This window comes from Pseudomonas sp. SDO5591_S426 (genome assembly GCF_054070755.1).
In genome coordinates this window covers 1-10191 of sequence record NZ_JBSVXD010000196.1, presented here as the reverse complement: position 1 = coordinate 10191, position 10191 = coordinate 1, and the positions used below count along the sequence as shown (strand labels likewise).

At 57.8% G+C, this 10191-nt stretch carries 13 protein-coding genes; 11 read left to right on the top strand and 2 right to left on the bottom strand.

Annotated elements, in window-relative coordinates; genetic code table 11:
* The first annotated feature begins 92 nt into the window (after positions 1-92).
* The 8 genes from ACW9JC_RS25660 (at position 93) to ACW9JC_RS25625 (ending at position 7833) form a co-directional block, all read left to right on the top strand.
* Entirely contained in the window at positions 93-908 is an 816-nt protein-coding gene (locus ACW9JC_RS25660) for a substrate-binding periplasmic protein (RefSeq protein WP_457458470.1), read from the top strand.
* Positions 909-917: 9 nt separating this feature from the next.
* The gene (locus ACW9JC_RS25655) at positions 918-1274 is read left to right on the top strand and encodes a DUF4398 domain-containing protein (RefSeq protein WP_338585346.1); all 357 of its coding nucleotides are present in this window, start codon (positions 918-920) and stop codon (positions 1272-1274) included.
* Positions 1271-2083 (top strand): OmpA family protein, encoded by an 813-nt coding sequence (locus tag ACW9JC_RS25650; protein ID WP_457458467.1) that lies wholly within the window; start codon positions 1271-1273, stop codon positions 2081-2083. The genes ACW9JC_RS25655 and ACW9JC_RS25650 overlap by 4 nt, the downstream gene beginning before the upstream one ends.
* A gap of 202 nt (positions 2084-2285) precedes the next feature.
* Complete coding sequence (locus ACW9JC_RS25645) at positions 2286-3725, top strand: aminotransferase-like domain-containing protein (RefSeq protein ID WP_338585348.1); 1440 nt, start codon at positions 2286-2288, stop codon at positions 3723-3725.
* A 99-nt stretch (positions 3726-3824) separates the two neighbouring features.
* A complete protein-coding gene (locus ACW9JC_RS25640) occupies positions 3825-4292 on the top strand; it encodes a translation initiation factor 2 (protein WP_457458465.1) in 468 nt (155 codons plus the stop codon).
* Between the two features lie 165 nt (positions 4293-4457).
* On the top strand, positions 4458-4712 hold the full coding sequence (locus ACW9JC_RS25635) for a YkgJ family cysteine cluster protein (protein ID WP_457458463.1): 255 nt from the start codon (positions 4458-4460) through the stop codon (positions 4710-4712).
* A gap of 40 nt (positions 4713-4752) precedes the next feature.
* Positions 4753-5358: an START domain-containing protein gene (locus tag ACW9JC_RS25630; protein ID WP_457458461.1), complete on the top strand. Its 606-nt coding sequence runs from the start codon at positions 4753-4755 to the stop codon at positions 5356-5358.
* Positions 5359-5733: 375 nt separating this feature from the next.
* Positions 5734-7833 (top strand): LTA synthase family protein, encoded by a 2100-nt coding sequence (locus ACW9JC_RS25625; RefSeq protein WP_457458459.1) that lies wholly within the window; start codon positions 5734-5736, stop codon positions 7831-7833.
* A gap of 60 nt (positions 7834-7893) precedes the next feature.
* Here the strand turns inward: ACW9JC_RS25625 and ACW9JC_RS25620 are convergent, their stop codons facing one another.
* Complete coding sequence (locus ACW9JC_RS25620) at positions 7894-8046, bottom strand: DUF3309 family protein (protein WP_008060837.1); 153 nt, start codon at positions 8044-8046, stop codon at positions 7894-7896.
* A gap of 286 nt (positions 8047-8332) precedes the next feature.
* Between ACW9JC_RS25620 and ACW9JC_RS25615 the strand changes: the two genes are divergently transcribed.
* The 3 genes from ACW9JC_RS25615 (at position 8333) to csrA (ending at position 9889) form a co-directional block, all read left to right on the top strand.
* On the top strand, positions 8333-9148 hold the full coding sequence (locus ACW9JC_RS25615; protein ID WP_457458458.1) for an SDR family oxidoreductase: 816 nt from the start codon (positions 8333-8335) through the stop codon (positions 9146-9148).
* A gap of 64 nt (positions 9149-9212) precedes the next feature.
* Entirely contained in the window at positions 9213-9545 is a 333-nt protein-coding gene (locus ACW9JC_RS25610; protein WP_457458457.1) for a YnfA family protein, read from the top strand.
* A 152-nt stretch (positions 9546-9697) separates the two neighbouring features.
* A complete protein-coding gene (csrA, locus tag ACW9JC_RS25605) occupies positions 9698-9889 on the top strand; it encodes a carbon storage regulator CsrA (RefSeq protein WP_457458455.1) in 192 nt (63 codons plus the stop codon).
* On the opposite strand, the gene ACW9JC_RS25600 is transcribed toward csrA, so the two are convergent.
* Complete coding sequence (locus ACW9JC_RS25600; protein ID WP_003199186.1) at positions 9878-10105, bottom strand: YheU family protein; 228 nt, start codon at positions 10103-10105, stop codon at positions 9878-9880. The genes csrA and ACW9JC_RS25600 overlap by 12 nt on opposite strands.
* Positions 10106-10191: the final 86 nt, after the last annotated feature.

The following is a 10191-nucleotide window of genomic DNA, read 5'->3' as shown; positions in this document are numbered from 1 at the left end:
TTGATACTCAAGTGAAGTCGGAAAGATCGCAGCCTCGTTTCACTCGACAGCTCCTACAAGAGACATAACCGGTTTGAGTGGAGTGTATTGCCATGGATCTGCGTCTTGCGTGGAGCTTGCTGGGGTTGGCGCTGTTGCCGACGCTATCGATCGCGGCGGGCAAGTGCGAACGCCTGGTGGTCACCGGCAGCCCGGATGCGCCTCCGTATCTGTGGCAAGACCCGCAAAATCCCAAGCACTTGATCGGCGCCAGTGCCGATCTGTTACAGCAAGTGGCGGGGGAGTTGGGGTTGAAGGTCGAACTGCTTTACGCCGGTAAACGCTCCCAGTCCTTGGACGAGGTGCGCAATGGGCGCATGGACATGCTGGCCGACGCCAGCTTGACGGTCAGTGAGCTGGAGTCCCTCGACTACATTCATCCTCCGTTGCTGGAAAACGATTACCTGGTCTGGACCCGTAAAGACTCGCCACTGGTCTACAACGACGTACAGGATCTGCACGGCCATCCCGGCGCTTTGTCGGAAAAGTCTCGATTGACCTCGGCATTCGGCACATTTGCCGAGCAGCAATTGTCCCTCACCCGTACACCCAATCTCACCCAGGCCTTTCAGAAATTGCTCTTGGGTGAAGTGGAATTTGTCCTCGCCGGACGTTACTCGGGTATGGCAATGGCGCAGACACTGGGCATGGCCAATGACTTGATCGCCCGTGCGCAACCGGTCGACAAGCCGGGGTTGTTTCTGGCGCTTTCCCATAACTCTGCCTGCAACGATCCGTGGTTGCGCGGACAGCTGGCCAAAAAGATGACAGAATTGCCCGCGTCCGGACTGACGGAGGCTGTACTGCAACGCAATATCGAGCGTTGGAATGCGCAGCAGAAGCAACCTGTCAGTGCCCCAAAACAGTAGGGATTTTTTGTGAGTATTCGACCTCTTTTCGCTGCCCTGGCCGTTCTGGCTCTGGCGGGTTGTGCAGCCGATCCGGCGCCGAATGAACAAATGCGCCTGACCGCTCAGGCCGTCGAGCAAGCCAAGGCTGTTGGCGCTACTGCCGATGAAGTGCCGGAAATGAAACTGGCCGAAGACAAATACAACCGGGCCAAGGGCAGCATGGCTGACCAGTCTTACAAGAACGCGCGGATGCGGGCCGAGCAGGCCGAGCTGGATGCGCGTCTGGCTGAAGCCCGAGTCCTGACCCTCAAGAGTGAGGAACAGCTAAACGTGCTCAATACCCGCATCACCCGCCTGCGCAAGCAACTGGGGGACGCCCAATGAGCCTCAAGTCCACAGTAATCGGTGGTTTGCTCCTGTTGGGCTGCGCGAGTCTCTATGGCTGTGCCGGTCAGCGCGGCGAGGCAGCATTGCAACAGGCCGGTACCGACTTCCAGAAGGTCAAGGAAGACTCCAACGTGCTGCGTATCGCGCCCAAGGACGTGATCCGCGCCGGTGAATCCCTCGCGCGTGCCGATCGCTTGTCCAGCTACTGGGGCAGTGGTTCGGATGTGGCGCATTACGCTTACCTGAGTCAGCGCTACAGCGAAATCGCCCGGGAGCACACCAATCAGGTGCTCAACGAAGAGCGCGCCGCGAAACTCGAACTGGAGCGTCAGCGCCTGCAATTGGCCTTGCGTGAGTCCAAGCTGCTCAGCGTGCAACAGCAGGGCAAATGGATCGAAGAGCAGATTGTGGCACTGGCCACCACTCAGACTGATCGCGGTCTGGTGATGACGCTTGGTGATGTGCTGTTCGACACCGGTGAAGCGGAGCTGAAAAGCTCGGCTAACCGCGTCGTCCTGAAGATCGTGCAGTTCCTGCAGCTCAACCCCAAACGTGTGGTGCGCATCGAAGGTTATGCCGACAGTACCGGTGGCAAACAGGAAAACCTCAAGTTGTCCCGTGACCGTGCGCAGTCGGTGGCGGATGTGTTGATGGACTTGGGTATCGACGACAAACGCATTCAGGTCGAAGGCTACGGCGATGAATACCCGGTGGACGCCAACGCTTCCGAGCGTGGACGCGCACAGAACCGCCGGGTGGAAATTGTGTTCTCCGACGAAAAAGGCCAGCTCGGCGCCGCCCGCTAAGGGGCGCGTTACTGGAAAACCCGGCCTGCCTGGACAGCGCCGGGTTTTTTTACGCCTGCCAAATACCTCGCAAAACAGTACAGTTTTTGCTGACACTGCACTGTACTGTCGACTATTGTGGCAACTGTCCCAGTACACTTCTAAACTGTTCCGGTATCGTTTCCGACAAGAATAAAATGCCTGTGAAATCGAGTGCTGCGTCATGACCAACCTCTTGCTCTACCAACGTATTGCTCAGCAACTGGCCGAAGACATCCGCCGTGGTGTCTATCAACCGGGCGAGCGCGTGCCTTCGGTGCGCAAGATGAGTTCGCAGCTCAACGTCAGCCATGCCACGGTTTTACAGGCGTATGCCAATCTTGAAGATCAAGGGCTGATCCGTGCCCGGCCGCAGTCGGGCTACTACGTGCACCAGACGCCGGCCCTGACTGCGCCGACTCCGGATATTGCTCGAGTCGAGCGTCCGGGCCTGGTCACTCGCAGCAGCATCATTCAACAGGTTCTGGTCGAATCTCGTCGCGAGGGCGTGTTCCCATTGGGCGCCGCAGTGCCGAGCGTCGACTATCTTCCGGTGCGGGCGCTGCATCAGCAATTGGCCAAAGTCACCCGTTTCCATAGCCCGCGTGCCTTCAGCTACATGTTCAGCCCCGGTTTCGAGCCTTTGCGCCGACAAGTGGCGATCCGCATGCGCGATGCCGGTGTGGTGGTCGATCCGTCGGAAGTGGTGATCACCCACGGTTGCGTCGATGCCTTGCAAATGTCTCTGCGGGTGCTGACCCGGCCGGGTGACCTGATCGCAGCCGAGTCGCCGACCTACTATGGTTTGCTGCAACTGGCCGATCTGTTGGGGCTCAAGGTCATCGAAATCCCCAGCGATCCGGCTACCGGCATGAGCCTCGAAGCCCTGCAACTGGCGGCCAACCAGTGGTCGATCAAGGCGCTGGTGCTGACCACGCGTCTGAGCAATCCATTGGGCGGCACCATGCCCGAAGAGCGGCAGAAGCAACTGCTGCGCCTGGCGTCGGACTTCGACATCCAGGTTGTCGAGGACGATATCTACGGCGAACTGATGTTCGAGCAGGGTCGCACCAAGGCGCTCAAGGCTTACGATCGGCTGGATCGAGTGATCTATTGCTCGAGCTTCTCCAAGACCCTGTCGCCGGGTGTGCGCATCGGCTGGATGATTGCCGGCAAGTTTCAGCAGGAAATCCAGCGTTTGCAGACTTTCAGCACCCATTCGGCGTGCAGCGTCACGCAAATGGGCATTGCCGCCTATCTGGAAAACGGCGGTTACGATCGGCATTTGCGTTTCATCCGCCAGGAATATCGCAAGAACCTCAGCGCCTTCCAGTTGGCGGTGCAGCAATATTTCCCCGAAGGCACGCAAATGACGCGGCCTACCGGCGGCTTCATTTTGTGGGTGAGCCTGCCGGGAAGGGTCAATACCCAGGAATTGCATGTGCGCGCACTGCAGCAGGGCATCAGCATTGCGCCGGGGCTGATTTTCAGTAACACCGAGCAATTCAATCACTGCATCCGGTTGAACTGCGGCATCCCGTGGAATCGTGAAGCTGATCGGGCCTTGATGACCTTGGGCATGCTGGCTACCCAGCTTTGCCAGGAGATGGCCGGCGGCTTTTGATGTGGCGGGCAGGTTAATCCTGCCCGAGCTTGTCTTGGCGCCTGCAACAGGCGAGCATATGGCCCCGCTGTCGATTGCGCGATATGCGCCGTTGGATCCATGAAATCGATTTTTTCTGCCACCTGTTTGTTGATCTGCCTGTTCATCAGCGCTCAGCCGGTATCCGTTCTGGCCGCTTCTGCTCAAGAAAAACCGACAGCGAGCACGCCATCGAAAAAAGCGGCGCCCGTGAAAAAAACTGCACCGGTCAAGCAGAAAGCGGCTTCGGTGAAAAAGCGCCCGCCGACTGCCTCCAAGTCGAAACCGGCCAGTGAAGTGGTGAAAACCCAACTCCCTTCCGCCAATCTGGATCTGAGCCTGCCCAAGGATATGGTTGAGGAGCTTGATCCCGTCGGTACTGTACCGTTGCCTAAGCGCGACCCCGTGTTGCCGCAGATGTTCGGTGACAAAAGCAGCGGGTTCCAGCTCAACGGTCGTTTGATCAGCAACGAAATGCAGTTGCAGTTACGCAATGAAGAACGCCGTGAAGTCGACGGTGCAGCGCTGGAATTTGAGTTCAAGCGATAAGTTGACGCTAATCACGATACGCTGGATAGACGCTTTGTCGGAGACTGCCCGGTCACAGCCGTTTGCAGGTAAAAACCCGTGGCTCGGTAATTTAAAACAACTGTTTTAGCGGTTACTCTGTGCCCCGTCCTTTAACACATCGCCCGTCGCGAGGAGCTCGTCGTCATGAAATGCCGTGAAGGCTGTGGCGCCTGTTGCATTGCCCCATCCATCAGTTCACCCATTCCCGGTATGCCCAACGGCAAGCCCGCCGGGGAACGTTGCCTGCAATTGTCTGCCGATAACCTGTGCAACATTTTCGGTCAGCCGGAGCGTCCAGCGGTGTGTTCAGCATTCGAGGCTGACGTTGAGGTGTGTGGCAGCAGCAGTGAAGAGGCCATCAGGCTGATTGGCTGGTGGGAGCAAATGACGGCGGCGTAATGTGTCAACGAACGGAACTTCAACAATAAGGAATAACATTATGGGTTCGCTGCATCGTATCGCTGTGCTGTGTGGTTTGACGGCTGTATTGGCCACTTCGGTTGCACAGGCCGAAGACTGGAAAGTCGCCAAGAACGAAGACGGCATCAAGGTCTCCCTGAGTGAAGTGCCGGGTTCCGACTACAAGGCCTACCAGGGTGTCACCCTGATGAAAACCACCATGGCCAAGCTGCGCGCGCTGCAGGAAGACGTAGCCGGCGCCTGCACCTGGATTCACGAATGCAAGAGCCAGAAGTTGCTCAAGCATGAAGGTGACCAGAGCTGGACTTACACCCAATTCAATACTCCGTGGCCGGTTACCCCCCGTGATTCGGTGCTGCATGTCACGACCGTTGAAGGCGCCGATGGCAGCCTGACCCGCAAACTTGAAGGCGTGCCCAAGTACATTCCCGAAGAAAAAGGTTTTGTGCGGGTTACCAAAGTGGATGGCTTCTGGAAGTTCGTTCCCAAGGGCGATCAGATTGAAGTGACTTATCAGGTTCACACTGAGCCGGGTGGCAGTATTCCTTCGATGGTTGCCAACAAGTTTGTGGTGGATGCGCCGTTCAATACCCTCAAAGCTCTGAAGGCGCGGGCCGAGAAGTAAACGCTGGGCGTATCGCCTCCGATCTGCTGCGCGTCCACTCCCTGCCTGGTGGAAAAGATCGCAGCCTCGTTGCACTCCGCAGTTCCTACGACGAAATGTTCCAATGTAGGAGCTCCCGAAGGCTGCGATCTTTTGATCCTGAATTCGATCTGAAGCCTTTATTGTGTTTCCAGATATGCGTTGCACAAAATTTTCACAAAGCCTCCAAGACAATTCGCCCGCGCCGGCATGACAGAACAGTAATCAATGGCAATGCCGCGATTGATCGTGCAACATTTGCGCACCGCGCAAACCCCAGGGCCGAGTACTGGCCAATAGAGGGCAAGGCGCCGCTGTATTTTTGAAACTTCAACTTCCAATGGGTCCTAAAACGACATGGCAATCCCGGACGCCCTGAGTCAGCAGCGAGCTTCGAGTCGCTTGCTGCAACCGACCGTCAAATCGCATCTGGCTTACACGCTGCTGTGCGCTCTGGTCATGATGGTGATGTTTTCCGCACTGCGCCTCGCGCTGCTGGTCTACAACCGCGAAATGATCCTCGATACACCGGCCTCGACCTTTTTCGAGGCATTTGCCAACGGCCTGCGTTTCGACCTGCGTCTGGTGGTGTACCTCAGCATTCCGTTGCTGCTGGCTCTGTTCAGTGCCCGGGCCATGGCGGCGCGTGGGTTCTTCCGTCTCTGGCTGACCATTGCTTCCAGCATTGCGCTGTTCCTCGGCCTGATGGAGATGGACTTCTACCGTGAGTTCCACCAGCGCCTGAACGGCCTGGTCTTCCAGTATGTGAAGGAAGACCCGAAAACCGTGATGAGCATGCTCTGGTACGGTTTCCCGGTGGTTCGTTACCTGCTGGCCTGGGCCGTGGGCACCTGGATTCTCAGCCTGGCGTTCAAGGGCGCCGACCGTGCGACCCGTCCTCGTGGTCCTTTCAGCGGCGGTAGCATCAGCACCCGGCAGGTTGCCCCTTGGTACACGCGCGCCGTGGTGTTCGTGGTCTGCCTGCTGATCTGCGTGGTCGCGGCTCGTGGCACCTTGCGCCAGGGTCCGCCGATGCGTTGGGGTGACGTCTACACCACCGACTCCAACTTCGCTAACCAGTTGGGCCTCAACGGTACGCTGTCCCTGGTGGCGGCGGCGAAGAGCCGGATGTCCGAAGATCGCGACAACATCTGGAAAGCCACGTTGCCGCAACCGATGGCGCAGCAGACTGTGCGCGACATGCTGGTGATGAAGGACGACAAACTGGTGGATGGCGAAACTGCCGCGGTACGCCGCGACTACACGCCACCGGCCGACAAGACCCTGCCGATCAAGAACGTCGTTGTGATCCTGATGGAAAGCATGGCGGGTCACTCGGTGGGCGCATTGGGCGCTCCCGGCAACATCACGCCATACCTCGATCAACTGTCGAAGGAAGGCCTGCTGTTCGACCGTTTCTTCTCCAACGGTACTCACACCCACCAAGGCATGTTCGCCACCATGGCGTGCTTCCCGAACCTGCCGGGTTTCGAATACCTGATGCAGACGCCGGAAGGCAGCCACAAGTTGTCGGGCCTGCCGCAGTTGCTCAGCGCCCGTGACTACGACGACGTGTACGTCTACAACGGCGATTTCGCTTGGGACAACCAGTCGGGTTTCTTCAGCAACCAGGGCATGACCAATTTCATCGGGCGTAACGACTTCGTTAACCCGGTGTTCTCCGACCCGACCTGGGGTGTGTCCGACCAGGACATGTTCGACCGTGGTCTGGTTGAACTGAAAGCCCGCGACGGCAAGGACAAGAAACCGTTCTATGCCTTGCTGCAAACCCTGTCCAACCACACGCCATATGCTTTGCCGACGCCATTGCCGGTCGAGCGTGTAACCGATCGCGGCAGTCTGAACGAGCACTTGACCGCCATGCGTTACTCGGACTGGGCGTTGGGTCAGTTCTTTGAGAAGGCTCGCAAGGAGCCGTACTTCAAGGAAACCCTGTTTGTCGTTGTCGGCGACCATGGATTCGGCAACGAACGTCAGATCACCGAAATGGACCTGGGTCGTTTCAACGTGCCGATGCTGCTGATTGCACCGGGCATCCAGGAAAAATTCGGCAAGCTTGACCACACCGTGGGCACGCAGATCGACATCGTGCCGACCATCATGGGTCGTCTGGGTGGCGAAGTGCGTCATCAGTGCTGGGGTCGCGACCTGCTCAACCTGCCTGAAGGCGATACCGGTTTTGGCGTGATCAAGCCGTCGGGCAGCGAACAGACCACGGCCATCGTGACTGCTGACCAGATTCTGGTACTGCCACGGGACAAGGACATGGCGCCGAAGATGTACCGCTATGAACTGGGTGCCAAGCCGCACGCTGAAGTGGTGCCGGATGCTCCGCGTACCGCCGAGCTGAAAACCAAGCTCGAAGCGTTCCTGCAAACGGCGACCAAGAGCCTGCTCGACAACACCGCCGGTGTGGTCGACGGCACGCCGGACTAAATAGCGACGCAATAAAAAAGAGGCCCTTCAAGGGCCTCTTTTTTTTTGCCGGTTAAATCGTCATATCTTGCCGAGTAACAACAGAATCAGTATCACCACCAACACCACGCCGATGATACCGGACGGGCCATAACCCCAACTTCTGGAGTGCGGGAAGACCGGCAGACCACCGATCAGTAACAGGATCAAAATGATCAGAAGAATTGTGCCCATGTCTGTTTCCTTGCTGTAAGAGTTCAGGAATGACTTAGCCGTTAACAGTCAGCGGGAATGTCATTAATTCGAGCTGCTTAAAATTTCCGACCGTCACGAGTGAAAGAAAATTCCAAGTTTTTTTGATGTTTTTCGATCCCGCGCCCATTCGATTACTTATTTCATTAGTTGATTCAGCCGTTCCGGCGGTTTGCTCGGGCCATTCAGCAATCTGATGGAGCGTGGGTCGGGCAATATCCTTCGCTACACTCGACGCATCTTCCCCGGAACAACAAGGCTGTTTGCTATGCAAAATCGCATGATGATCACTGGCGCAGGCTCGGGCCTGGGTCGCGAAATCGCGCTGCGCTGGGCGCGTGAAGGCTGGCAACTGGCCTTGTCGGACGTCAGTGAGCCCGGTCTGCAGGAAACCCTGAAACTGGTGCGCGAAGCGGGCGGCGACGGTTTCATCCAGCGTTGCGACGTGCGCGATTACAGTCAGTTGACTGCGTTTGCCCAGGCTTGCGAAGTGAAGCTCGGCGGCATCGATGTCATCGTCAACAACGCGGGCGTGGCCTCGGGCGGGTTCTTCAGTGAACTGTCCCTGGAGGACTGGGACTGGCAGATCGCGATCAATTTGATGGGCGTGGTCAAGGGCTGCAAGGCGTTCCTGCCACTCCTGGAAAAGAGCAAAGGCAAGATCATCAACATCGCGTCGATGGCTGCATTGATGCAAGGTCCGGCGATGAGCAACTACAACGTGGCCAAGGCCGGCGTGGTGGCATTGTCCGAAAGTCTGCTGATCGAACTGGCGCACCAGGAAGTTGGGGTGCACGTGGTGTGTCCGTCGTTCTTCCAGACCAATCTGCTGGATTCATTCCGTGGCCCGACGCCGGCCATGAAGGCCCAGGTCGGCAAGTTGCTGGAAAGTTCGCCGATCACCGCGGCCGACATTGCCGATTACATCTACCAGCAGGTCGCCGCCGGCGAGTTCATGATCCTGCCCCACGAACAGGGGCGCATGGCCTGGGCGTTGAAGCAGAAGAACCCGCAACTGCTCTACAACGAAATGACGCTGATGGCCGACAAGATGCGCGCCAAGGCTAAACAATCCGCAAGCTGAACTTGCCCGCGAGCGACTGCATAGTTAGGGTGGCCGCCATCGGCCACTTTCGCGAGACGTTCGCATGCTCAACTACTTGTGGTTTTTCCTCGCCGCGCTGTTCGAAATCGCCGGATGTTTTGCTTTCTGGATGTGGCTACGCCAGGGCAAAAGTGCCTGGTGGGTGGTGCCGGCACTGCTCAGCCTGACCGTGTTCGCGTTGTTGCTGACCCGCATTGAAGCCACCTACGCCGGGCGCGCCTATGCCGCTTATGGCGGTATCTACATCATCGCGTCGATTGGTTGGCTGGCGGTGGTCGAACGCATTCGTCCACTGGGTTCGGACTGGATCGGCGTGGCATTGTGCGTGATCGGTGCGAGCGTGATCCTGTTCGGTCCGCGTTTTTCCGCAGCCTGAAGGCTCGCTCCTACATTCAGCCGATCTGTAGGGCATTTCCGTCAGGAGGCTGGTCGTGGGCTGTCAGTTCGGTCTGGATTACCGTCCTTGTCTTGAAGGCCCGGCCGACGCCGGGCATCTTCAAGGTCCGGTAACCCTGTAGGACCAAGGCCATGCTTGTACTCAGTCGTGTTGTAGGTGAACTGATTTCCATCGGTGACACCATTTCCATCCGCGTCGTTGGCGTCAACGGTAACAGCGTGCGTTTTGGTGTCGAGGCGCCGCAGAGCGTCGATGTGCACCGGTCCGAGATCTACGACCGGATCCAGCGCAAAGTGCCGCGAAAGAAAAAATCAGTCGAATAAATGCTTGGGCACATCGTGCTTGAGCATCAACTGGCACTGCTCGCTTTCCGGGTCGAAGACGATCAAGGCCTGGCCCTTGGTCAATGCCTGGCGTACGCGTAAAACGCGGGTTTCCAGCGGCGTGTCATCGCCATTGTCGGTGCCGTCGCGGGTCACGAAGTCCTCGATCAGGCGGGTCAGGGTGTCGACTTCAAGTTGGTCGTGGGGAATCAGCATAGGCACCTCGGGTGAACAATGTGGCGATGCTACGGCGGTTATGAACACATCACCAGTAGGAGCTGCCGAAGGCTGCGATCTTTTGA

What these genes read in the sequence shown, in the direction of transcription:
- ACW9JC_RS25630 (WP_457458461.1), top strand. Translation starts at nt 4,753, where the DNA reads ATGGGTTCGCTGCATCGTATCGCTGTGCTGTGTGGTTTGACGGCTGTA.
- ACW9JC_RS25635 (WP_457458463.1), top strand. Translation starts at nt 4,458, where the DNA reads ATGAAATGCCGTGAAGGCTGTGGCGCCTGTTGCATTGCCCCATCCATC.
- ACW9JC_RS25650 (WP_457458467.1), top strand. Translation starts at nt 1,271, where the DNA reads ATGAGCCTCAAGTCCACAGTAATCGGTGGTTTGCTCCTGTTGGGCTGC.
- csrA (WP_457458455.1), top strand. Translation starts at nt 9,698, where the DNA reads ATGCTTGTACTCAGTCGTGTTGTAGGTGAACTGATTTCCATCGGTGAC.
- ACW9JC_RS25625 (WP_457458459.1), top strand. Translation starts at nt 5,734, where the DNA reads ATGGCAATCCCGGACGCCCTGAGTCAGCAGCGAGCTTCGAGTCGCTTG.
- ACW9JC_RS25615 (WP_457458458.1), top strand. Translation starts at nt 8,333, where the DNA reads ATGCAAAATCGCATGATGATCACTGGCGCAGGCTCGGGCCTGGGTCGC.
- ACW9JC_RS25645 (WP_338585348.1), top strand. Translation starts at nt 2,286, where the DNA reads ATGACCAACCTCTTGCTCTACCAACGTATTGCTCAGCAACTGGCCGAA.
- ACW9JC_RS25600 (WP_003199186.1), bottom strand. Translation starts at nt 10,105, where the DNA reads ATGCTGATTCCCCACGACCAACTTGAAGTCGACACCCTGACCCGCCTG.
- ACW9JC_RS25610 (WP_457458457.1), top strand. Translation starts at nt 9,213, where the DNA reads ATGCTCAACTACTTGTGGTTTTTCCTCGCCGCGCTGTTCGAAATCGCC.
- ACW9JC_RS25660 (WP_457458470.1), top strand. Translation starts at nt 93, where the DNA reads ATGGATCTGCGTCTTGCGTGGAGCTTGCTGGGGTTGGCGCTGTTGCCG.
- ACW9JC_RS25620 (WP_008060837.1), bottom strand. Translation starts at nt 8,046, where the DNA reads ATGGGCACAATTCTTCTGATCATTTTGATCCTGTTACTGATCGGTGGT.
- ACW9JC_RS25640 (WP_457458465.1), top strand. Translation starts at nt 3,825, where the DNA reads ATGAAATCGATTTTTTCTGCCACCTGTTTGTTGATCTGCCTGTTCATC.